This window comes from Streptomyces sp. NPDC001880 (assembly GCF_053594575.1).
Map to the genome: position 1 here is coordinate 1 of NZ_JBSFET010000037.1, position 23,958 is coordinate 23,958.

Below are 23,958 nucleotides of genomic sequence, written 5' to 3' on the forward strand. Positions count from 1 at the left end.
GGTGACGGGCTTGTCCTTGGCCGCCGACGTGTCCGGTGGGGCCTTGGTCGCCGTGTCGATGTCCTTGGCCGATGAGTCCTTGCCGTCCTTGACCTTGCCGTCCACCTCGTCCTTGATCTGATCGGCCTTGCCGGACTTCGCGAACTTGTCCGCCTGGTCGAGGTTCTTCGGAGCCTGGGCGTCGATGGCCTTGTTCACGGCGTCGATGAACGCCTGCTTGTTGAACTCGCCGGGCTTCGCGGCGTTCATCTTCTCCGCGTTCGCCGCCTTGCCCTGCGCCTCCTTGTCGTCGGGCGGCGCGACGGCCGCGTCCTGCGCCGACTTCGACTCGGCGGCGGCAGGGGCGTGATGGGCCAGGCGGACCTTCTTCGCCGCCACATCCGCCTTGACCTTGCGGAAGCCGGGGGCCTGGGCGGGGGACGGCTTTACCGGGGCCGTGTAACGCTGGGCGACCAGGCGGGAGACGGCCCTGTTGCCCGCCGCGCGTTGCAGGCGCTGCAGGCCGGGGCGGTCGCCCGGTGGGCGGTGGGGTGGGGGTGTCTGGGAACGTGACACTTCGGGCGTGAGTGTCACGTTCTCCTGATGGGGTGTCCCCCTGCGGCCGGACGCGGAGGCGGGGTCCTTCTCCGGAACCGCCTTCATCCGCCCTCCCGGCCGCACATGTACCCCGTCGCCGTCCCAGGGTGGGCGCAGCACCGGCGCCGCACGCAGGGCATGCGCACCGCGGTCGGGGGCAGCACCCACCGGCACCTACGGCACCGACGTATTGCCTGATCGGGCAGCAGCCAGTGCACGGATGACGGGCCGAGGGTCGGCTCCCACAAACCACGCGGTCACCGGCCCTGGAGCCGCACGAACAAAACAAATCCACCGAACGCACCGGAATGCGTAGGGTTCTGCCATGCCCGAACTCCAGCGCCTACGCCCCGACCACGCGCCCGCCCTGTTCGCGTTCGAGCAGGAGAACCGCGCGTTCTTCGCCGCATCCGTACCGGACCGGGGCAACGCCTACTTCACCGGCTTCGACGCCCTCCACGCCGCCCGGCTCGCCGAACAGGCCGCCGGGCTCTGCCACTTCCACGTCCTGGTCGACACCGACGGTGAGATCCTGGGCCGCTTCAACCTGGTGGACGTCGCGGACGGCTCCGCCGAGCTGGGGTTCCGCATGGCCGAGAAGGCCGCCCGCCGAGGCCTGGCCACGGCCACCGTCCTCCACCTCTGCACCCTGGCGGCCACCGAATACGGCCTGACCACACTCCGCGCAGCAGCCGCCCTCGACAACACGGCCTCCCGCACGGTCCTGACCCGCACGGGCTTCGTCCCCACAGGAGAAGAAATCCTGCTGAGCGACCGCCCGGGGCTCGGTTACGTACGGAGTACGACGGGCGAGGTCTGAGGGGCGCGGAGGTCCGAGGAACGCGGTCCGCCGAGGTGCTCCGGGTGACGGCTCGGGTGCCCGGAGCACCGGTCCCCACCGCGCCGCCCCGCACGCACCGCGCCCCCGTCCCCGTTGCCTCCTGTCGACGTAGCCCCGGGTCCCGCCCCGGTCCGCACCGGCAGCGGCCGGGACGGGGCCATGCCGCAGGTCAGAACTTCCAGGCGGGGTCGTTCGCGATCTTCAGCATCGCGGTGGTGTCCAGCTGCGACCGTGTGTTGCGCGCCCCCTTCGCGTCCGGCCGGCCGGCCCACTGCTGAAGGGTCACCGTTCGGCCGTCCTTGCGCAGGACCCGGACGTACGAGGACGGCTGTCCGTCCCGGGGGAGCCGCAGCGTGACGGCCTCCGCCCGTGCGCCGTCGGGGAGTTCGACCACCTGGCAGTCGCTCGTCGGGGCGGTGTCGCGCGGAGCCGGTGCGCCCGGCCGGGGTGCGACCTTCGGCATCGTGATGCTCGCGCAGAGCGGCACCTTCGGGGCCTTGGCCGTGTACTCCGCTCCGCCGACGAACTCCACCGGGCCGGTGCCGCTGTCCCACTGCACGCGGTAGGTCCGGCCGGGGAAGTCTCCCTCCCGGACGGTCGCCTCACCCGGCGGGAGCAGCTCGACCAGGGTGCCGGCGAGCTGCTTGCTGCTCCACCGGGTCGTGTGCTCGGTGCCCGGCCCGAAGGAGTCGGGCCGCAGGGTCTGCGGCGCCGCGCTGTCGGCTGCGGCGGGGACCAGCGGGCCGACGAGCGGGTCGGCCGCGGCCGACGGGGGTGTGCCCGGGTCGGCGCCGGGCGTGACCAGTGCCAGGGCGGCCACCGCCGCCCCCGCGGTCAGGCCCGCTCCGGCAAGTGCTCCGCGGCGGCGGACAAGGGTGCGCCGTCCGGCCGCGACCGCCGTGTCGACGCTGGTCCGCAGAGGCGGCTCGTCACGGAGTCCGGCCTCCAGAAGGGTCTTGACATCGTGGTTGTTCATCGCAGTACGACCTTCCTTCGAGTGGAATCGGCTGGAGGGGCGAACGCCCCGAACGTGTCGGAGTCCGCGTCGTCTCCCAGGAGGGAACGCAGGCGGGTCAGTGCCCGCGCTGTATGGCTCTTCACCGTGCCGGTGGAGCAGCCCATGGCCGCGGCGGTCGCGGCGATGTCCAGATCGGCCCAGTAGCGCAGCACCACCACCGCCCGCTGCCGCGGCGGCAGAACGGCCAACGCGGCGCGTACCTGGAGCCCCAGTGCCGGGTCCGCACAGGGCTCGGCGCGGTCGGGCAGTACGCAGGAGGGCTGTTCGCGACGCCAGCGCCGCCGCATGTGGTCGACGCAGGCCCGGGTCAGTACGCGGTGGGCGTACGCCTCCAGGTTCCGTATCTGGCGTCGCCGCCCCCACACGGAGTACAGCTTCGCCAGTGCCGTCTGCGTGATGTCCTCGGCATGGTGCCAGTCACCGCACATCAGGTAGGCGGTGCGGCGCAGGTGCACCAGCCGCTCCTGGGCGAAGCCGCGGAATTCCTCCAGGTCACCGGTACGCAATGCGTGCCTCCGTTCGTCTCTGCCCCCTTCGACGGAGCGGGCCGGGTGCGGGGATGTCACGAGCCGCCAGATCTCTCCGAACATTTTTCTGACGCCCGGTGACCTCCCCGCGCCCGGCCCGCTCCGTCGTTCCTGTCGAGACATGGAGAAGACCGGCGCCCGCGTCCGGAGCGTCCGCCCCCGCGATACGGGCGGACGCTCCCGCGGGGCCACGCGATTGAGAGGACACGTATGCGAGGCATACGTACGGCAGGCCCGCCGACCGCCGTCGTGCTGGGCGCACTGCTGATCGGTACGGCGGCCGCACCGCCCGCCGGGGCGGCCCCGCCCCGCGCGGCCACGGCGGCCGGGGCGGGGTCGGTGGTGCAGGTGACGCTCATCACGGGCGACAAGGTCACCGCCCGGGTCGGCGCCGACAGCACGGTGTCCGTGGTCACGGTACGGCCCGGCCCCGGGCGCGAGGACATCGCGTTCACCCAGCAGAGCTCCGGCGGTTCGGTGTCTCTGGTGCCGCAGGACGCGGTGGCGCCGCTGCGCGCCGGGCACCTGGACCCGCGACTGTTCGACATCACGGGGCTCGTGGCCCAGGGGTACGACGACACCCACAGCCCGCAGTTGCCGCTGATCGTCACCTACGACAAGGCAGCGGGCGGGAGAGCCGCTCCGCAGCCGCCGGCCGGGGCACCGGCCGTGCGCGCCCTTGCGAGCGTGCACGGCGCCGCGCTGCGGGCCGACAAGAAGCGGGTGTCCCAGGTCTGGAAGGAGTGGGGCCCCGCCGCATCGCAGCGGAAGTCGGCGGCCGCCCTCGCCCCGGGCGTGGCCAAGGTGTGGCTCGACGGCAAGGTCGGCGCCAGCCTGGACCGCAGCACGGCCCAGGTAGGCGCGCCGCAGGCATGGAAGTCCGGCTGGACCGGAAAGGGCGTGAAGGTCGCGGTGCTGGACACCGGCATCGACTCCACGCACCCCGACTTCTCCGGCTCGATCGGCGAGTCGGCGGACTTCACGCAGGGCAACGGTGCCATCGGCGGCGCCGTCCCGGACGGCGACGGTCACGGCACGCACGTGGCCTCCACCGTCGCCGGGGACGGCACCGCGTCCGACGGCCGCTACCGGGGCATGGCCCCCGACGCCGAACTGCTGGTCGGCAAGGTGCTCGACGACGGCGGCGGCGGGCAGGAGTCCTGGGTCCTCCAGGGCATGGAGTGGGCCGCGGCGCGGGCGCCCATCGTCAACATCAGCCTGTCCGGCGCCGTCACCGACGGAACCGACCCCCTCTCGCAGGCCGTCGACAACCTCTCCGCGAGCCACGGCACGCTGTTCGTCGCAGCGGCCGGCAACCTCGGACGCCCCGGTACGGTCAGCACACCCGGTACGGCCGATGCCGCACTGACCGTGGGCGCCGTCGAACGCAACGACGCGCTCGCCGGCCTGTCGAGCCAGGGGCCGCGCCTGGGCGATCACGCGGTCAAGCCCGACCTGACGGCACCGGGCATCGGCATCGTCGCGGCCCGCGCAGCCGGCACCGGCGGCAACAACACAGTCAACGACCGCTACACCGCCCTGTCGGGCACCTCGATGGCCACGCCGCACGTCGCCGGCGCCGCCGCGCTGCTCGCCCAGGCCCACCCGGACTGGAAGGGGCCGCAGCTCAAGGCCGCACTGACCTCCTCGGCAGAGCCGATCGCCGGGCAAAGTGCGTACGAGCAGGGCGCCGGACGCCTGGACGTGGCGCGGGCCACCGCCCAGAGCGTGTTCGCCACCGCCGAGGACACCGGCGTGTACTTCACCGACCCGAAGGCCACCGAGCCGGTCACCCGCACTGTCACGTACCACAACACCGGCACGGCGAAGGTCTCCCTCGACGTGGCCGCCACCACCACCGGCCGGGCCGGCGAGCCGGGACCCAAGGGTCTGCTCACCGTGTCGCCGACCGGTCTGACCGTCCCCGCCGGGGGCACGGCCCGGGCCACGGTCACCATCGACCCGGGCGCCGCGGCGGCCGGCACCTCCTTCAGCGGCCGACTGAGCTCGACCACCGAGGACGGCACCGTGGTGACCGGCCCGGTCTTCGCGGTCACCAAGGAGGCCGTGCACCGCCAGGTCACGGTCGAGGCCGTCGACCGCAACGGTGCGCCCCTCGGCCCGGGCTCACGCGAACAGGGCTTCTCCTCCGTACAGTTGACGAACCTCACCGACGGCCGGACGTTCCGCCTCGCCTTCGACGACGGCACCGCCACCGCACGCGTGCCGGAGGGCCGCTACAACCTCGGCGGCACCCTGGTCACGCCCGGAAGCGACGGCGCCGCACCGACGTCGACCATGTTCCTCCAGCCCGAGCTGGACATCCGCCAGGACAGCAGACGCACGGTGGACGCCCGGCAGGGCAAGCCGATCACCGTCGCCGTCCCGGACCCCGGGGCGCAGCCCTACTCGCTGTCGGCCGGCTACTGCTACCGCCCGGCCGGGGATGAGACGTGCACGGACCAGGGCGCCCTGCTCGGCAGGCCCGGACGGCTCTACGCCGTACCCGGCAAGCGGGTGTCCGACGGCACGCTCGACTTCTACGTCCGCAGCATCCAGAACAGCGCGCAGGCACCGAAGGGACGCCTGCCCGACCACTACGACCTGCTGCTCCTCACCACCGGTTCCTTCCCCGACCCGGCCTTCCGCCTGGCCCGCAAGGACCTGGCCGCCGTCAAGAACGACTACTACGCGCAGGGGCCCGGTACGGCAGGCAGCACGTCCAGCTGGCCCACCGAGAACGGTCTGGGCGGGATGAGCATCGCCGAACCGGACTTCGCGCTGCCCGCGGCACGCACCGAGTACATGACCGTGCGCGGGCAGCAGCGCGAGACGTACTTCAGCCAGCAGACCGGCGAGGGTGGCGAGTACGCACCGCTGCCCGTCACCCAGACCGGCATCGTCTCGTGCACGGCCGGCAGCACCTGCGCCGACCGGTGGAACGCCGCCGTCATCGGCCCGGGCCTGGCGCCCGTCAGGAACGACGCGCCATCGATCGGCCGCGCCAGTGACGGCACCATCAGCGCGGAACCGCAGCTTTTCAGCGACGCGGCCCCCAGGCACTACGGCGGCCCGATGCCCGACTGGCTGCAGGACACCGTGCACATCACCCTGGCGAAGAACGGGCAGCAGCTCGGCTCCAGCGACTCCCCCAGGGCCACCTTCGCCGTCCCCGAGGACGCGGCCACCTACCGGCTGACCGCCCGCACCACCCGCGAGGAGCCGTGGGCGTCGCTGTCGACGACAGTGGAGACGGCGTGGACCTTCCGCTCCGCGGCGGTCGCACCCGGCCCCGACAGCGCGGTGCGCACCGATGCGTTGCCACTCGATGTCGTACGTTTCATCGCCCCCGCGGACACCACCAACCGGACCGCCCGGACCGAGCACACACTGACCGCACGGGTGGAACGGCAGGCCGGCGCCGCGGCATCCCGGACCAAGAACCTCGCCGTGCAGGTCTCCTTCGACGACGGCGCGACATGGCAGGACGCCCCGGTCACCCCGGACGGCACCGCGAGCCACCGCGTCACCATCACCCCGCCCGCAGGGTCCGGCTCCTTCGTCTCCCTGAAGGCCACGGCACGCAGCACCGACGGCGGCACCGTGGAACAAACCATCCTGCGCGCCTACCGCCTGGCCCCCTGACCGCGGCGAACCGCCCCGGACAACACACCGTCCACTCCCTGAGCCGCCCCGGCGGACACTGACGCCGATGGCGAATTCAGATGTTGGGCCCGGCGCGAGCCGAAGCTCGCACCGGGCCCTTCCGCCCAGGCCGGTGCTCGTACGAGGATGCGTAGATGGTGACGGAGGCGGAGTGGGAGCGAGTCCAAGGTGAGCTGCGCTTCGGTCAGGTCCTCACGGGCACAGTCGTCCGGGTGCCCAAACCTGGAGCGATCGGTGTCTTCGTGGACATCGGCCTCGGTGTCGTAGGGTTCGTCGACGTCGTGCTTCTGCCTCGTGAGCGAATCGAGGACTGGCCCGTCGAGGGGACTGTGACCGACTTCGAGGTCTGGTGGGTGCACAGTGATCACCAGCAGGTACGGCTGAAGCCGTCTGATCCGCAGTACCTGTGCGAGGACTTCGCCGACTTCGTTGCCCGATACAGGCCCACTTGGCCATCCGAAATCGGCAAAGCTCTGAAAGGCCCGAAGCCATCAGCTCCGTAAGAGCTGCTCAGCCCCAAGCCCGACATGGCGGTTGCCCGTTACCGACCCACGCTCCTGGCTTTCGGACCCCTCGGCCGGACGGACCGCGCCCGCGTCGATCTCGAAGAGCATCCCGCAGCCATCGGCGGTTGCAGTGCGCTGCGACGAAGCGGAAGACGTCGGCCCGAGCCGCTTCACGGCTGGAGCTTTGTCAACAGGATTCCTCCTGTCCCATCTTTGCAATATCATCACATTCCAACTACCCATCTCAGGGCCACACCTCCCCACGCAGGTCTCAGCTCTGTGTGCGTGAGGAAGTGTTCATGCCGCCGTACCAGCCCTCGGCCGACTGGCAGTTCGAGATCCCGACCTCCGGCAGCAAGCGGCTCCCGCCCGCTGCCCGCTATGTCGAATCGCTTACGCACCAGGGCTACGGCTTCGAGGCGGCCATAGCGGACCTCGTCGACAACTCGATCGACGCGGGCGCCCGCAACGTCGTGGTGAGTTTCCTCCGGGACGAGGACCGCCTCGTCAGCCTCCTCGTCATCGACGACGGGTGCGGCATGAACGACGATTCCCTGGACACGGCCATGACGGTCGGCGGCCGTGAAGGATACTCCGAGACGGCGCTCGGCCACTTCGGTGCGGGCCTCAAGGCCGCTTCGCTCTCCCACGCCGACTCCCTCACCGTCATCAGCCGGACCAAGCGAAGCCCGTCGACCGGCCGTCGCTGGCTGACCGCGCGTGCCCAGGCCGACTTCACGTGCGACATCGTCGACCCGGGCTACTGCCAGGATCTCGTCGACCGCTACGACGGACTGATCGAGTGGCACGGAACGATCGTCCGCTGGGACCGGGTCCGCGCCTTCGACACCGTCACCACCGGCCAGGCCGACCGCTTCCTCAACGACGCGATCGAGAAGCTGGAGACCCACCTCGGGCTCCATCTGCACCGTTTCCTCGCCCGCGAGGACTTCAACATCGACATCGTCGTCGAGGACGTACGGACCAAGGAGGAGCTGGACCACCGTGGTGTCGAGCCCATAGACCCCTTCGGTTACCGCGTGCCCGGCCGGACCGGCTACCCCCGTACGTACACCGCACCGGTCGAGGGCGTCGGTGACGTGGCGCTGACGGCCCACATCTGGCCGCCGAAGTCGCCTCTGGTCAGCTTCCGCGGCATCGGTCCGCTCGCGGAGCGCCAGGGTTTCTACATCTACCGCAACGACCGCCTCGTCCAGGCGGGCGGCTGGAACAGCACCCGCAGCGCGGAGGGCCACCTCGCCCTCGCCCGGATCGCCGTCGACCTGCCGAACGAACCGAATGATGTCTTCAGCCTCACGGTGAAGAAGGACGGCGTGACCGTCACCCCCGCGTTCGCACGAGGCCTGGAACAGGCCACGGACGGCGCCGGACACACCTTCGCCGCGTACCTCCAGGACGCGGAGACCACGTACCGGGAAGCCGCCCGGCGCGCCACCGAGCCACAGCGCAAGGCCGTCCTCCCGGCCGGCAAGGGCATCGATCCGAAGCTCAGGCGCACACTGCGCGACGAGCTGCCTGAGCTCGACGGCGAAGACCCGATCGCCTTCCGCTGGGAGACGCTTCCGTCGGACGTGTTCTTCGAACTCGACCGGGAGGAGCGGGAGGTGAGGCTCAACAAGGAGTACCGGCAGGTCTTCAACGGTGGCCGCCGCGGCGGCCTGAACGACGCGCCGGTGGTGAAGAGCATGCTCTACCTCATGGTCAACGAGATCTTCCAGAAGGAGCGGGTCCGGGCCGTCCACACCGACAACGTCGCACTGTGGAACAGCGTCCTGGTGACGGCGGCGCGCTGCGAACTCGCGCGCTGACCACCGATCCGCCGTCCTGCGCCCGCCCTCCCGAGGAAGCTGTTCCCGCCATGACCGACCACCTGTTCAATCTGCACGGCGATGTCCTGGCCGCGATGCGGCGCGGTCCCAAACACTTCACCAAGCTGGCCTTCGTCCTCTCCGAGGCCGACGAACCCGCCGACACGGAGCTGAGCCACTTCCGGAACCGGATAGTCGCCGCCGGTCCGGGCGACGAACTCACCGCGCTTTGGCACCGCACCCTCACCGCCTGGGACCTGGCGGAGCAGGCCGACTGGTCCACCGCCCCGCCCCGCACGGACGACCGCCGCACGGACACGTACAACCGCCTCGGCTTCGGCTCCGATCTGCGCAAGGCGCTCGACCGGGCGGTACCGGTCTTCAAGGAGCCGGGCCCCACCGTCATCAGCAAGGAATTCACCTCCTGGTACTCCCGTGACTCCGCAGCCGCCCGCTCCTTCTACTGGAACTCCTACGAGCAGCTCCTGCGCCGCAAGGGCTGGTCGGACGCCGCGGTCTCCAGCCTCGACGAGGCCAGCCACGCCGTGGTGGAACGCCTCTCCGACCCCACCCGCACCGAGGCGTACGGTGCCCGGGGTCTGGTCGTGGGCTACGTCCAGTCCGGCAAGACCGCCAACTTCACCGGGGTCGCGGCGAAGGCCATCGACGCGGGCTACCGCCTGGTCATCGTCCTCGGCGGCACCCTGAACCTCCTCCGGGACCAGACCCAGCGCCGTCTGGACATGGAGCTGATCGGCCAGGAGAACATCCTGCGCGGCGCCGACCCGTCGGACCCGGATGCCCTGGTCGGCATCGATTACCAGGACGACGAGGACTGGCCGGCGAAGTTCGTCAGCCACGGCCAGCGCGCGTTCAACATCGAGCGCCTCACCACCCGGGACGACGACTACCGCAGCCTCCGGCAAGGCATCGGGGCCCTGGAGATCGAGAAGCGCGAGAAACACCTGCCGCTGTACGTCCCCGACAACCTGCACCGCGCGGCCGCTCGCGTCATGGTCGTCAAGAAGAACAAGTCCGTCCTGACGAACCTGGTGAAGGACCTCAAGAAGATCGGCCCGATCCTCCGCGAGATCCCGACCCTGATCATCGACGACGAGTCCGACCAGGCGTCCGTGAACACATCGGACCCGAAGAAGTGGGAGTCGGGCCAGACCCGGCGCACCGCGATCAACGGTCTGATCTCCCAGCTCCTGGGCCTGCTCCCGCGTGCACAGTACGTCGGCTACACCGCCACCCCGTTCGCGAACGTCTTCATCGACCCGAGCGACGGCGAGGACATCTTCCCGCGCGACTTCCTCATCTCCCTGCCGCGCCCCGTCGGCTACATGGGCGTGCAGGACTTCCACGACCTGGACGGCGAAGGAACGGCCGAGAAGACCCACGTACGCGGCATCCACGACCACACGGGCGACCGCCTCCAGGAGGCCATGGACGCGTTCGTCCTCACCGGCGCGCTCAAGCTGTACCGAGCCGACCGCGGAGTGCCCGAGGGCCCGTTCCGCCACCACACGATGCTGGTGCACGAGTCGGTGAAGATGGACGACCACGCGGACCTGGCGCTGCGCATCAACACCCAGTGGTACCAGGCGGGTTACACCTCCCACGAGGGCCACGCCCGCCTGGAGAAGCTGCTCGCCGACGACTTCGCCCACCATGCGGACGCCGGCCTCCCGACCCCGCCCGCCTACGCGGACCTGCGCCCGTACGTCTCCCGCGCCCGTCAGCTCATCAACGCGGGCGGCAACCCGGTCGTGGTCGTCAACGGCGACACGGACCGCTACTTCTCCCAGATCGATCTGGACTTCGACCGGACCCCGAACGTCTGGAAGATCCTGGTCGGCGGCACGAAGCTCTCGCGCGGCTTCACGGTCGAGGGCCTCACCGTCACCTACTACCGCCGCACCACCCGCCAGGCCGACACCCTGATGCAGATGGGCCGCTGGTTCGGCTTCCGCCCCGGCTACCGCGACCTGGTCCGCCTCTACATCGGCCGCGAGGAACCCCTGACCAAGACGCAGACGGTCGACCTGTACGAGGCCTTCGAGGCGATCTGCCGCGACGAGGAGACCTTCCGCTCCCAGCTCTCGCGCTACGCCGCACTGGTCGACGGCAAACCACAGGTGACCCCCGCCCAGGTCCCGCCCCTGGTCTCCCAGCACCTGCCGTGGATCAAACCGAGCGGCCGCAACAAGATGTTCAACGCGGAACTGGTCGAGATCCGGTCTCCGGGCCAGTGGGTCGAGCCGACCGCGTACCCGACGGACGGGGCGGACCTTCGGCACAACGCGGAGGTGTGGCGCCCGGTCCTGGAATTGCTGGGATCCGCCCCCGTCACGCTGACGTGCTCGTCCGTCGAGCACGGTCGCAATGACAGCTACGAGGCCCTGCTCGGCACTGTCGGTCACGACGCTCTGCTGAAGGTCCTGTGCGATCTTCGTTGGTCCGCTCCCTCGCAGTTCTCGCCCCATCTGGAATCCCTGATCACGGCCGGGGAGTCGGGCTCGGGCATCGACGACTGGTTGGTAATCGCCCCGCAGCAGACCTCGGCCCGCCGCACGGAGGCGACGATCCTCGGTTCCCGCCCCCTCTCCCTGGCGCACCGTGTCCGTCGCCGCGGCGATCTCTTCGGCGCGATCAGCGAGCCGAAGCACCGCGGGGTCGCCCTGCGGGTGGCAGGCGCGCTGAAGGATTCGGGAGACCCGCTCGTCGAGTCCCTCGTGCGTGATCGGCGCGGCGTTCTGGTCCTGTATCCCGTGGTCGAGGCCGAGCCCCGGCTCTCCGCCGACGGCGCGATCGACCCCCGACATCTGGTGATGGCCTTCTCCCTGGTCGCGCCCAAGTCGTCAACGGGCCTCGAGACGAGTCTGGTGCGCTTCCGGACCATCGACTCGGGCAGAAGTGATTTCGCGATCATCGATCGCGAGACCGGCGAGGCGTAGGAGACTTGGTAGTGATGAGCACCGCGAAGCCTTCCTCCCCCGACGTCTCCGCCCGGATGAGCCTCCAGCCAAGCCGCGACACCGCGCCCGAGGTGGCGGTACGGAAGTTGCTGCACGCCTCCGGCTATCGCTACCGGCTCCATGAGCGGGTGCCGGGAATGTCCCGACGGACCATCGACATCGCTTTCACGCGCGCGAAGGTGGCAGTGCTGATCGACGGGTGTTTCTGGCACGGCTGCCCCTTTCACGCCACGCAGCCGAAGGCGAACGCGGAGTGGTGGCGCCAGAAGCTCGACCGCAACATGGCCCGGGATCTGGAGACGACCGAGCATCTGATCGATGCGGGGTGGACGGTGCTGCGGTTCTGGGAGCACGAGCCACCGGCCGAAGTCGCCGAACAAGTGGCAGCGGCGGTCGACCGGGCAAGGCTCGGGCTGAGGGCATTCCCCGGACAGGATCGGTAAGCAATAACGCACGGTGGGACAACGATGCCGGCACCGCCGGATCCTCCGAATGATCACCGGCATCAGCGGGACGGGGGCCGAGCCGAGCGCTCGCCAAAGCCCCTCGGTTCCGATGGCTCGCTGATCTGTGGAGCCTCCCTCGCCGGCTACACTTCAGCCCCATGACCGACACATCCCAGAAGCCGCTCCGCCCTGCGGATGTGCATATCATCGATCTCTTCGCCGGGCCGGGCGGGCTGGATGTGGCGGCCCACGCATTGGGGGCCTCGTCCCTCGGGATCGAGTGGGACGCGAACGCGTGCCAGACCCGGCGAGCAGCCGGCCTGCCGACCGAGCAGGGAGATGTCCGCGCGTTTGACTCGGCGAAGTTCCCGCAGGCCAACGTCCTGGCCGGTGGCCCGCCGTGTCAGACATACACGGTCGCCGGGAAGGGCGCCGGTCGGCGAGCCCTGGACGAGGTACTGGCTTTCGTGAGGCGACTGGCGAATGGCGAATCCTGGCCATGTATCGAGGCGGATCTTGCCGTATTGGAGGACGAGCGCACCGGGCTCGTCCTCCAACCGCTCCACTGGGCCCTGGACGCGCTCCAGAACGGCAGCCCGTACCAAGCCATTGTTCTGGAGCAGGTTCCTGCGGTCCTTCCTGTGTGGACGGCGTTCCGCGACGTACTCCGTGACAGCGGCTACTCGGCCGAGTGCGGCATCCTCCGAACCGAAGAGTTCGGCGTTCCTCAGACTCGGCGTCGGGCTGTCCTGATTGCCCGATACGGCAAAGACAGCAAGGTCGTACTACCGAGTCCGACTCATCAGCCCTACCGCAAGGGCGTGCAGCCGACGCCCACACCCGCCCCGGCCGAACCCGGCCTGTGGACGGAGAACTGCGACAAGGACGACACACCGCTTCCTTGGATATCGATGGGCGAGGCCCTGGCGGACTACCGCAGCGGGCCGTTCACCGTCATCTCCAACTACGGTACGGGAGGTGACCCCAAGGCACGTGGTCGCCGGAGTTCTCGCGTCCCCTCCGCGACGGTCACGGGCAAGGTGTCCCGGAACAGAATTGTCGCCGGCGAGAACGGCTTCGACCTTCCGCGCTTCAGCTTCCGGGAAGCAGGCATGCTCCAGTCCTTCCCGGAGAAGTACCCCTGGTCCGGGAAGGACGTACCTCAACAGATCGGCAACGCCGTGCCGCCACGGCTCGGTCTGCACATCCTGAGTGCCGCTCTGGGGCTGGGCAGGCCCTCTGATGAGGCAATCAGGCGTCTCGAACAGTGGCAGCCGCCGAAAAGAGCGCGGTGCGAAGAGCCTCAGTCGTTCTCCGACACCCTTTCCACACGCCCCCGGACCCTTGCGTCCTCGAAGAGTTCCGAGAAGTAGTCGACGAGACGGTCCACGGATTCCTCCGGCGCCGGAGCATCGTCCGGGCCCTCTGGAAGAATGTCGCGTGTCACAGGACCGGCCCACTCCGAGGCCTCGAGCCACTGGCGCAGCGGCTCGCCGTCCCGCTCCGTGTCCGGGGCGATGACGTCGTACATCAGGGTCGCGGCGGATGTGTTGACCACACTGGCGAGGGCGTTGATCTCACGGCCGGTCCTGACCGTCCCGCGCTCGATGAGGCGCACCATCGCCTGAGCCGTCGGTCGATGGTCGATGGCGTCGAGACGCAGCACGGTGTTGAGCATGTCCTGATGGGTGCAGGCCGTGACCACCGGCCCGTAGTCGGGGCCGTTCCGAAAGAGTTCTGCCGCCCACCACAACCGGGCGAAGGCCTGGGTGTGGTGCGCGCCACGGAATCGGTTGGCCGTGACCATCGGCGCTTTCCCGTCCTGTTTGGGTTCGGGCATGTGGCGCCAGGTGACGTAGTCGGGGGCGACGCCCAGGGCTAGGTGATTCCATCTCCTGCGGTCGGCGGCCTCGCGGCGATCGAGCCGCAGGGTGGCGTGGAGCCGAGGAGCGAGCCATGCATCGGCCTTGGTCGGCTTGTCGTCGCGGCAGCGGTACATCACCTCGTCGACGAGGTCGCGTACCGGTCCGAGGGCCGCGCGCGCCTGGTCGCCGGGGAGCGGCTCGGTGATCTTGCCCAGCGCTATGGCCGGTACGTTCTCCTTGCCCGCGAGCAACCCCTCGGTGAGATGGGCGGCGGCGTTGAGGTCGGAGAGCAGGGCCAGCCGCTCGGGCAGGTGAACGGGCTTGTCGGTCATGCGTCGGTCCCCTGGTGAAGTCGGTCCAGGCCGCGGATAGCCGTGGCCAGAGCCCTGGGCACCTCGGCCCTGCGGGTGGCGGCAAAATGGATACGGGGCTGGAGGTCGATCCACCCGAAGGTTCCGGTGCGTCGCCGGTGGATCTCACGCAGAGCCTCCTCGACGGGGCGGCCGGGCACGATGTCCGGAAGCATCTCGCGGAGCACCTCTCCCCGCCAGTCGTGCGGGAAGAGCGGCGTACCGTCTTCCTCGACCTCCAGGTCTCCGATGGCGGTGTGGAACACGGCGGTCCACACATCCGTGCACATCTGGGCGATCAGCAGGTCTCGGACCAGGCTCTCGGCTGCGGAACTGTCACCACCGACGAGATCGGTGATGCCCTCGAAGTCGGTGTTCACGTGCACGGCGGGCAGTTCACCGGAGGTGTCGACGATCCAGGGCACATCCCGGAAGGGGCGCAACCATTCCGGTCCCTCGCGGAAGCCGACCTCGAGGACATCGAGTTCACGCTGACGCAGTGGGGCATCGGCCGTCAGATCGACGACCCACTCCTTCTCCGACGTGGCGATCACTCGACCCGGCACCCCGTCGACGGTCGCCACGACGTGGACGGACAGAGCGGCGCGGTCGAGGTGATCGGCACGCCAGAGTTCGAGGGTGCCGGTCCAGTCCCGACCGCCCTCGGTCTCGGGCTCCAGGTGGACGGTGATCCGTGTGTTGGTCGTCTTCTCGGTCAGCACCGCGACCACCACCACATCGGACCAATATCCGTTGGGCTCGGTCGCCTTGGCCGGAACAGTGGCCGACAGCTTGATTCGAGCGCTCTCCCAGTCATCGCGCTCTGCCCGCCCCAGGGCCACCACCTGCTCAACAACCGAGTACGCCTTGGTATCGAGCGGTTCGCGACCGTCCCCCGGGCCTTTCAGTACCACCGCAGTCACGCGCAGTGAGATGACGCCGGGCAGTCGCTTGTACGGATAGGCCCTCACGGCTTCTCTCCCTGTCCCGTGCGGAGTTCGACGACCAGGCCGGTCAGCGCGGTACGTACCGGGTGCGTGGACACGTCGGTGACCCCGCGGAAGGTCGCGTTCCGCGCGCCGGGCTCGAACCGCAGTGCACCTTCCACCAATTCACAGTTACGCACGGCGACCAGTTCGGCCCAGGCCACCGTCGGCCGGGGGCCGGATCGCACATCCAGCTTGGCCACCGGTGTCAGGTGCACGGCGTCGCCTCCGACGGGGACCTTCACCTCTGCGGTGACGCACCATGAACCATCGGCGTCAATCCTGGCATCGAGCTCGTCGAGGATCGGCAACCCGACCTTGCCCGCCGTCCTGGGCACGGCCTTACCCGATACGGCGAGCCGCTTGCGTAGCCGATCGGTCGCGCCGCGGCGCTTCGCCTTGGGCAGCGTGACGAGTTCGCGCACCGCCCTGTTCGTGTCACGGGTGAGCGTGGCGATCCTCCGATAGGCGGAGGGCGAGTACCGCATGCGCAGTTCCTCGGTCTGCCCCCATTTATTGTGTTCGGGCGGCTCCGAGGTACGAAGAAAAGCCTCGGCCTCGTCGGCGAAGGGAGCTTCGTCGCCGGCTGCATGCCCGACGAGCAGCACCGCCTGGAACGGGTTGGTGCCCAGGGCCAGGTCGGGTACGCGGCTCGTCCTGACCGTCATGCGGTTGCCTCGCATCGCCACCACGGTGTTCGGCCGCCCGTCGTCGTCGGCGGCTTCGGTCACCAGGAGAACCGCCCGGTGCTCGCCGCAATTCTTCTGCCCTCCGAGACCAGGCACGTTCAGCGGTACGGTCGTCATGGCCACCTGACCGGATTCGGTCAGTCGCTCCACGGTCGAACCGTTCAGAAATGCCTGGAGCGCGCGGGTGCGCGAGGGCTGGGTGACACGGGGATCGACCCGCTCCTCCTCGATGATCTCGACTCCGTTGCGCAGCGTGCGGACAGACGCCTCCAGCAACGGCTGCCCGTCATCGCCTGCGGTCATGGCGGCCCAGAAGTTCCGTCCGAGCGCCTCGAGAAGACGCTTGTGCATGCGATGCACACTCTCCTCGTCCTCGCCACCGTCCCCTTCGGCCGACGTGGCGTCGACGAGGCTCGCCACGTCGTGCGCGCCGACAATGAGGAATGAGGTTCCGGGTTCGCTGTCTTCCCGTGTCAGATGCAGTCGCTCGACGCTCTCCTCATCGGCCCACCACGAACGGGCGACATCGGCCCTGTCTGCATGGGAATCCGGCCGGCCGAACCAAGCGGGGCCGGCCCAGGGCGTTCCGTCGACCTCGCGCCACGGCAGATCGAGGCGACCGATGAGCCGCCTCTCGGTACGACCCTCGTGCGGCTCGGACAGCGTGGAGTTCATGAGCACCAGACCGAGGCGGCTGGTCGCCCAGAGAGTCGCCTTGCCGAGGCCGTACGAACCACCGGCGCCATTGACGGACTTGTGGCTGTCCAGCTGACGTCGGACCACGGCGGCAAACCGGCCGGTCTCGTAGTCGTCGCCGGTGAGGCCCGAGGCGTTGTAGTCGTCGACGCGCAGCAGAACGAGCCGGTCACGCTCGCGCATCTCCCGCAGCCCCGCGTCGATGACGCGACCGACCTTCTGGTCCTGGGCCGCGGCCACGTCAAAGTGTGGTGAGAGCTCGTCCCAATGGATCGCTTCACGGAAACGGGCCAGGGCCTCCCCCGTCAGCTCGTGCAGTGTGTACCGGACGCGGACCGGCCGGGTACGGTCGAGACACTCATCGAGACTGTTCTGAGTGGCCTCACGGGCCAGTACCTCGACGTCCGCCTCGAAAGCGAAGGCAGCCGCATTGCCGAAGTCCCTCCCGCCATCGGTGTAAGCAGGGCGGTGATACCAGGCGGGGCTCCCGATGAGCTCGGACAAGTCGTCTTCGCTCGCTTCGGGAAGTCCGGACTCACCACTGAGCTTCGGAATGGATTGGATCAACCTCCGCATGGCCTCGTCCGGCGAAGATCGCCCGTCCGTCCACTCCAGGACGAGTCCGACCGACACCCCCAGATGGTCGGCGAGTTCGACATCCCTCATTCCGCTTTCCTGCATTCGATCAGCCAGCCAACGACTGAACGACCCCTCGATCGAAACCACCGCTCCCTCTTCCTTGTCCGGGCAACCACCCAAGATTGCGCCGACTCCTCCCGGCGTGGGTGCCGGCCCACCTACCGCGACGGCCGCTCGGCGAAGCCTTCTCAGCTTCTCGCGGCTCCGCCTCAGCCTCTCCTTCACGTCCTGCAGTCTTCGCTCGGTCGCGACCGCGGGGTCCGACTCGAGACCAAGAGCCATGCGGAGGTCCTGCATACCTCGGAGTTCGAGCTGTCGAACCCGCTCACGCGTCACTCCGAACCGGTCCCCCAGCGCCTCCAGTGTCCAGCGCTCGCCATCCACGACGCCGTAGCGGTGCAGGATCACGAGCAAAGTGCGCTCCGGCAGGATGCCCAGTAGAGGCCTGAGCTCCTCCAGAGCGAAGTGCGCCCTCAACGCCTCGTGAGGTTCCGGCACACCCCGACTTGTCCCCCGAAACCGTTCCTCGGGCACGAAACTCTCGACGAGCCCGTCGAGCGATAGGACCCCACGCATCAGCTTCAGGCACTCGACGACCTTTTTGTGGTCCATGTCGCACTCGGCCGCAAGGTCCACCTCGTCCGGCTCCCGCCCCAGACCCTGGAACTTTCGCTGGGCCTTCCGGACCTTCCTGATCGCCTCCCGCACATGGACCGGATAGCGAATCACAGACCCGAAGTCCGCCACACCGCGGTCGGCCGATTGCCTGATCCACCACGTGGCGTACGTGGAGAATTTCAGCCCTCTCGTAATATCGAACTTCTCCAGGGCGCGTATCAGGCCGAATTCTCCGAACTGGACGACTTCCTCGCGGTCCAATCCCTCTCCGTCAGGAACCTTGTCCTTCACCGTCGCGTAAACGAGCCCTTGATTGTGCCTCACCAGAGCCACGTACGCGCGATGCGCTTCGCTCCCGCTCGGCAAACCACGCAGGTATCCCTCGGGAAGGTCTCCGGTCAATGGAAGGTCGGATCTCAGAAGCCGGAAGAGGCCCACCTCCTCCTCGGCGCTCAGGATCCGCTTCTCCGGTCGGTTGTCCCATCTGTCATTCTCCAGGACCCGTCTCGCCGCCGTGACGGCTCCTGCCGATCGTTCATCCCCCGCGAGGCCGGAACCTCCCAGAGGTTCGAGCGGGAGCTCATCGAGATCCTGCCTCGCGACGGCGATCCCGGACTGGGAACTTCTGGCTGGTGCGCCGATGTCCGCCGGATCAACTGTCCATCCTTCGGCCTCCATCAGGGAAGTCAGCGCACGACGGGAGTCGGAGTCGAGGAGTGCGGCGGCGGCCACCTGTGAGACCGCGAAGTCGCGATCGATCCCTTCAGCCCGGAATCGACGCAACAGCGCCTCGACCCGGGCCGAATCGGCCGGATATGTACGTTGACTGGCTGTTAGTCGATGTTCCGCGCTCATAGCTCCACCCTGCGCACTTGCTCCGTGACTGTTCCCAGGTCACATGGCTATCTTGACCCTGTTGACGTGAATGCGGGGAGAGTTGATGAGGATCGTTCCGAGCGAAATCTCGAACAGGACCAGGAGCGTTGCCGAGCGAAGCGTCTTCGCCGCCCTCAAGGCCATCCCGGACAAGGAGAGCGTCGCGTTGCACTCCGTCCATCTCCCGGCACACCACTACAAGCGCGTAGGCGAGATCGACTTCGTCGTGGTCACGCCTCGGCTGATCCTGTTCATCGAGGTGAAGGGAGGAGGAGTCGCCTTCCGCGACGGCAAGTGGCATTACAGCCGGGGCGACGGGTGCGTGGACACACGGGCAGAGGGTCCCTTCGAGCAAGCCAGCAGCGGCATGCACGAACTGGAACGAGAGTTCCAGGCATCGGTCGACGGTCTTCGCGGTCGCGGCGCGGTGGGTGGATACCTGGTCATCACCCCGAATGTCGACCTCCCACCCATGACGACCTACGAAGCAGCACAGTATCTCGGTCAGACGGGGTACGCCGGTGGGAAGGGGCTCGAGGCGGCGATTCGACGGGCCGAACGCTACTGGCCGAGCAAGGGCAGGAACAGGTCGGCCATCTCCCCCATCTCCGCGCAGCTGCGCGGGGACATCCTGAAGGCCGTACGTCCCGAATTCGACCTCGTGCCCAACCTCCAGTCCCGCATCACCGATCTCGAGGCCACGTTCGAGCGACTGACCACCGAACAGCTCGAGCGCATCGACGAGTTGGAGGAGAACCCCCGCCTCATCTGGACCGGAGGGGCAGGAACAGGCAAGACGTTCCTGGCGGCCGAGGCCGCCCGGCGCAAGTCGGCCCATGGCACGGTCCTCTTCACCTGCGCGAGTCGGACGCTGGCAGCGCACGTCTCGAGCATCCTGTCCGAGGACTCGATCGTCGTACTCCCCTTCGATCGGCTCGACGAGATACGGGGGCGCTCCTTCGACCACCTGATCGTGGACGAGGCGCAGGACTTGATGAGTTTCGAGCATCTGGGAGAGCTCGAGGAGCTCGTCGAAGGCGGATTGGACGGCGGCCGGTGGATCTTCATGCTCGACCGGAACAATCAGGTTCTCTCTCCTGATGGCTACGACCCGGATGCGTGGAAGTACCTTCGCGAACTGGGCGCGATGACAGCCTCCCTGAGACGCAATTGCCGTAACACCAAGCAGATCGTGAAGCAGGTCCAGCGCTACACGGGCGCCGACCTGGGAGTCGCGATGGCGGGAGAGGGAGAGCGGGTGACCTTCGCCAAGGTCACTTCGAGAGAGGACGAAGCCGACGCGCTGGACGCGCATCTGGACCGCCTCCTGGATGACGGCGTGGCCCCTCGGGACATCACACTGGTCTCATCCTCAGGCGATTGGAAGAACACCTCCGCCCGGCTTTCACGCCGCTTCTCCAAGATCGAGCGATACGCGGAGACCATCGGCACCGGTCGGTCGAGGAATCGCATCACCTGGTCCTCGGTGGTGGACTTCAAGGGCCTGGAGAACCAGGTGGTGTGCCTCATCGACCTCGATGTCGAAGCACTCAAAGGTCGACTCGACGCGGTCTATGTCGCATGGACCCGCGCCCGCGCACACTTGTGGATCGCTACGCTGCCCGACGTCAACCGTGCACTGAGAGACATGGGCGCTGCAGCACTGGAGAAGGAAGGTGAGGAGGGATGACTGCTTCCGAGCAGGAACTCACCGCATATCGCGGGGAATTCGTCGAGTATCTGCGCAGGCAGCTCGTCGGACCGCATCCCGAGGCGGAGGAGACGCTCGTCGACCCTCCCGATCGGCGTTATCTCATGGGCACTCTCTACCCGCGCGGCACGGACTTCCACGACCGTACGTCGGCCGCTGGTGAACAGGAGCTGTCCTCGGACGCCGCCGGCGTCGGCGAGGAGGACGGGTTTGCCGACGACCCCGTGGCCGAGGCGAACGCGTGGATGCCGTCATCACTCGGGTTCTCGTTCTTCACCAACGCGCCAGCTCTCGAGGTGACTTGTTCCGCCGCGCGCTACGAGACGGTGCGTGAGGCCGGACGAAGGATCTGGACCAGGCGCCCAAGCCGTTCCCAGACGGTCCGGATCGCCCGGGGGCCGACGAAGAGCGAACTCGTCTTGGACGGGCATGCGCGTCTCTATGTCCGGTGGCGCAGGCATGGCGCGGGCCATCTCGTCACCTGTGTGCTGGCGAACGCTCACCACGAGGATGAGAATCAACGGAACTCGTGGAATCTAATGCTCTTTCAGGCCGGCCTCGAAGCCACAACACTGGGCGGCAGGGTGCTCGAGTACCCGAGCACGCGCCTCAACAGCCGGGACCCCGAGGAGGAGGAGCTCCGGGTTCAGTACCGACACATATCGACGCGAGCCATCGGACACGGCTGTGCGGTCGAGTGGACGGATTCGGAGGGGCAGGTCACCACCCTGCGCTCAGAGGTCATGCCGCAACAGAAGGTCGACCACATCCGTCCGGACGGCCCCACGGACCTGCCGGTGCTCAATCTCGCACGCCTGTACCGGCGGGACCTTCCCGTCGAAACGTTGCGCACGGAACTCGATGCGTTCGTCGCGGGCTATCGCACCTGGTACGAAGCGAGCGTGAAGGAGGCGTCCACGAATCTCCCGCAATGGGCCCAAGCACCGGCTTCACGCATCCTCGAACGCGTCGAAACCGCTGTCCGGCGCATGGAGTCCGGCATCGAGATCCTCACCGCGGAAGGGACCGCCGGCAACCACGCACGAGAGGCGTTCCGGCTGGCCAACCGAGCCATGGCCCTGCAGATGCTGCACAGTCGGAGCGAACTGGCCGGCACCCGACGCCGCAGGAACGAAAGTATCGTCGAGGTCTCCGAGCCGGACGCGAACGCAGCATGGCACCCGTTCCAGCTCGCCTTCTTCCTGCTGGTCGTCGAGGGGCTCATCGACCCCGGTCACGAAGACCGCGACACGGTCGACCTCATCTGGTTCCCCACGGGCGGCGGCAAGACGGAGGCGTACCTGCTCACCGCGTGCTTCGAGATCGCCTGGCGCCGGCTTCACTACGAAACCGCAGGCGGTGGCACGGCTGTCATCAGTCGGTACACGCTCAGCCTCCTCACCACCCAACAGTTCCAGCGGACGGCTACGGCCATCTGCGCTCTCGAGTACATGCGGCTCGGGCATGACGGACCCGAAGCGCGAGATCTGGGGGACGAACCGATCACTGTGGGCCTCTGGGTGGGCAGGGACACCACACCGAACTCGTACGCCGAGGCTGAGACCGCCCTCGGCGAGCTCAAGCAGATGAACGATCCCGACGACCGGTTTCTCCTGGAGCGTTGCCCCTGGTGCGGGACCGAGATCGTCCCGCAGCACCACACCCGCGACAGTGACTTCGGGATCGCGGCGGACTCCGTCAGCTTCTCGTTCTTCTGCCCTCGGGATACCTGCGTCTTCCACGACCGGCTACCGGTCTCCGTGGTCGACCAGCACATCTACGAAGAACCGCCCACATTCCTGCTCGGCACCGTGGACAAGTTCGCGCGACTGGCCTGGGAGCGGGACGCCGGTCGAATCTTCGGCGGCAAGGGCAGGCGCAGGCCCTCACTGGTGATTCAGGACGAACTGCATCTGCTGGCCGGTCCACTGGGCACGACGGTCGGCCTCTACGAGGCAGCAGTTCTGGAACTCTGCGCATGGGACGGCATCAAGCCGAAGGTGATCGCTTCGACGGCGACGATCCGCCGGTCGCAGGAACAGATCAAGAGCCTCTATGGTCGCCGGACGCAGCTCTTCCCTCCGGCGGGAACCGATGCCCGCTACTCCTACTTCGCCTCCCCCGATCACGACCGCCCGGGACGGCTCTACGTCGGCGTCATGGCGCAGGGGCACACATCCTCCACCGGGACCGTCCACGTGGGGGCGGCGGCCCTCCAAGCCACCAACGATGTCTGTGACAGGGACGATTTGCGCGACGCCTACTGGACCGTGGTCGCCTATCACAACAGCCTTCGCGAACTCGGACGCACCGTCACGATCGCCCGGGACGACATCCCGGCCAGACTCGAACATCTCACGCATGACGAATCGACGCGCCGTGATCTCCCCGACCATGCCGTCGTCGAGCTGACGAGCAACATCCCCCGAGCCTCCCAGCCCAGGCTGCTCGACCGTCTCGGCCGGTCGTTCACGGACAGAGAGAGCGTCTCCTTTCTCGCGACGACCAACATGCTGTCCGTCGGCGTCGACGTGTCGCGCCTGGGCCTCATGCTCATGAACGGGCAGCCCAAGACGACCTCCGAGTACATTCAAGCGACCAGCCGAGTCGGTCGCCGTACCGTTCCCGGATTGATCGTCACTCTCTTCCGATCGAGCAAACCCCGCGACCGTTCCCACTACGAGTCCTTCGGGGTCTATCACTCCTCTCTCTATCGACACGTGGAGCCCACCAGTGTCACACCATGGTCGCCGCCGTCCCGAGATCGGGCTCTGCACGCGGCACTCACCATCCTCGTACGTCATGGCATGGGGCTGAACTCCGAGGACGGTGCCGGGGACGTGCTCGATCACAAGGAGGAGGTCCGACACGTGCGGGATCGCATCGTGGCGCATGTGCAGAGTTCTGATCCCGACGAGAGCGAGTCGGCTCGGCAGCAGCTGGACGAGCTGATCGAGGCGTGGATGCAGGAAGCTGCCATCGCCCGGGGGGAGGGAAGCCGCCTCTACTACCGACCGCAGGGACTCGGGCATGCCTCTCTGCTGACGGACTTCGGAAAGCGACAAGGACTGTGGGAGACCGCCCAGTCCATGAGAAATGTCGATCGGGAATGCCTGGTCGCGGTCAGGGGGGCATGAC

Annotated in this window: 14 protein-coding genes and 2 pseudogenes; 9 read left to right on the top strand and 7 right to left on the bottom strand. The window is 68.3% G+C overall.

Annotated elements, in window-relative coordinates:
- Nucleotides 1–555, bottom strand: a pseudogene (locus ACWCQ6_RS20620) (hypothetical protein); the annotation flags it as partial.
- Nucleotides 556–901: 346 nt separating this feature from the next.
- On the opposite strand from ACWCQ6_RS20620, the gene ACWCQ6_RS20625 reads away from it, so the two are divergent.
- The gene (locus ACWCQ6_RS20625) at nucleotides 902–1,396 is read left to right on the top strand and encodes a GNAT family N-acetyltransferase (RefSeq protein ID WP_451091149.1); all 495 of its coding nucleotides are present in this window, start codon (nucleotides 902–904) and stop codon (nucleotides 1,394–1,396) included.
- A gap of 190 nt (nucleotides 1,397–1,586) precedes the next feature.
- Here the strand turns inward: ACWCQ6_RS20625 and ACWCQ6_RS20630 are convergent, their stop codons facing one another.
- Both ACWCQ6_RS20630 and ACWCQ6_RS20635 read right to left on the bottom strand, forming a co-directional pair.
- Nucleotides 1,587–2,393, bottom strand: a complete 807-nt coding sequence (locus ACWCQ6_RS20630; RefSeq protein ID WP_451091151.1) for a hypothetical protein — start codon at nucleotides 2,391–2,393, stop codon at nucleotides 1,587–1,589.
- Nucleotides 2,390–2,941 (bottom strand): SigE family RNA polymerase sigma factor, encoded by a 552-nt coding sequence (locus ACWCQ6_RS20635; protein ID WP_072489742.1) that lies wholly within the window; start codon nucleotides 2,939–2,941, stop codon nucleotides 2,390–2,392. Before ACWCQ6_RS20635 ends, ACWCQ6_RS20630 begins: the two co-directional genes overlap by 4 nt.
- A gap of 231 nt (nucleotides 2,942–3,172) precedes the next feature.
- On the opposite strand from ACWCQ6_RS20635, the gene ACWCQ6_RS20640 reads away from it, so the two are divergent.
- The 6 genes from ACWCQ6_RS20640 (at nucleotide 3,173) to ACWCQ6_RS20665 (ending at nucleotide 13,763) form a co-directional block, all read left to right on the top strand.
- Nucleotides 3,173–6,607, top strand: coding sequence for a S8 family serine peptidase (locus ACWCQ6_RS20640; RefSeq protein WP_451091154.1), 3,435 nt, complete (start codon nucleotides 3,173–3,175; stop codon nucleotides 6,605–6,607).
- Between the two features lie 155 nt (nucleotides 6,608–6,762).
- A complete protein-coding gene (locus tag ACWCQ6_RS20645) occupies nucleotides 6,763–7,131 on the top strand; it encodes a S1 RNA-binding domain-containing protein (protein WP_451091156.1) in 369 nt (122 codons plus the stop codon).
- Between the two features lie 302 nt (nucleotides 7,132–7,433).
- Nucleotides 7,434–8,963, top strand: coding sequence for an ATP-binding protein (locus tag ACWCQ6_RS20650; protein WP_451091158.1), 1,530 nt, complete (start codon nucleotides 7,434–7,436; stop codon nucleotides 8,961–8,963).
- Between the two features lie 50 nt (nucleotides 8,964–9,013).
- Nucleotides 9,014–11,923, top strand: a complete 2,910-nt coding sequence (locus ACWCQ6_RS20655; RefSeq protein ID WP_451091160.1) for a Z1 domain-containing protein — start codon at nucleotides 9,014–9,016, stop codon at nucleotides 11,921–11,923.
- Nucleotides 11,924–11,937: 14 nt separating this feature from the next.
- Nucleotides 11,938–12,387 carry a very short patch repair endonuclease gene (locus tag ACWCQ6_RS20660; RefSeq protein ID WP_451091162.1) on the top strand — a complete coding sequence of 150 codons (450 nt, stop codon included), beginning with the start codon at nucleotides 11,938–11,940 and terminating at the stop codon, nucleotides 12,385–12,387.
- Nucleotides 12,388–12,548: 161 nt separating this feature from the next.
- Nucleotides 12,549–13,763: a DNA cytosine methyltransferase gene (locus tag ACWCQ6_RS20665; protein WP_451091164.1), complete on the top strand. Its 1,215-nt coding sequence runs from the start codon at nucleotides 12,549–12,551 to the stop codon at nucleotides 13,761–13,763.
- Here the strand turns inward: ACWCQ6_RS20665 and ACWCQ6_RS20670 are convergent.
- From ACWCQ6_RS20670 to ACWCQ6_RS20685, 4 genes and pseudogenes are all read right to left on the bottom strand, one after another.
- A complete protein-coding gene (locus ACWCQ6_RS20670) occupies nucleotides 13,694–14,587 on the bottom strand; it encodes a DUF6339 family protein (RefSeq protein WP_451091166.1) in 894 nt (297 codons plus the stop codon). The genes ACWCQ6_RS20665 and ACWCQ6_RS20670 overlap by 70 nt on opposite strands.
- Nucleotides 14,584–15,576 carry a hypothetical protein gene (locus ACWCQ6_RS20675; protein WP_451091168.1) on the bottom strand — a complete coding sequence of 331 codons (993 nt, stop codon included), beginning with the start codon at nucleotides 15,574–15,576 and terminating at the stop codon, nucleotides 14,584–14,586. The genes ACWCQ6_RS20670 and ACWCQ6_RS20675 overlap by 4 nt, the downstream gene beginning before the upstream one ends.
- Nucleotides 15,573–17,657, bottom strand: a complete 2,085-nt coding sequence (locus ACWCQ6_RS20680; RefSeq protein ID WP_451091246.1) for a transcriptional regulator — start codon at nucleotides 17,655–17,657, stop codon at nucleotides 15,573–15,575. Before ACWCQ6_RS20680 ends, ACWCQ6_RS20675 begins: the two co-directional genes overlap by 4 nt.
- A gap of 249 nt (nucleotides 17,658–17,906) precedes the next feature.
- A pseudogene (locus tag ACWCQ6_RS20685) lies at nucleotides 17,907–19,088 on the bottom strand (sigma-70 family RNA polymerase sigma factor); the annotation flags it as partial.
- Between the two features lie 85 nt (nucleotides 19,089–19,173).
- Here ACWCQ6_RS20685 and ACWCQ6_RS20690 point away from each other — a divergent pair.
- The gene (locus ACWCQ6_RS20690) at nucleotides 19,174–20,799 is read left to right on the top strand and encodes an NERD domain-containing protein (RefSeq protein ID WP_451091170.1); all 1,626 of its coding nucleotides are present in this window, start codon (nucleotides 19,174–19,176) and stop codon (nucleotides 20,797–20,799) included.
- The gene (locus ACWCQ6_RS20695) at nucleotides 20,796–23,957 is read left to right on the top strand and encodes a helicase-related protein (RefSeq protein WP_451091172.1); all 3,162 of its coding nucleotides are present in this window, start codon (nucleotides 20,796–20,798) and stop codon (nucleotides 23,955–23,957) included. Before ACWCQ6_RS20690 ends, ACWCQ6_RS20695 begins: the two co-directional genes overlap by 4 nt.
- Nucleotide 23,958: the final 1 nt, after the last annotated feature.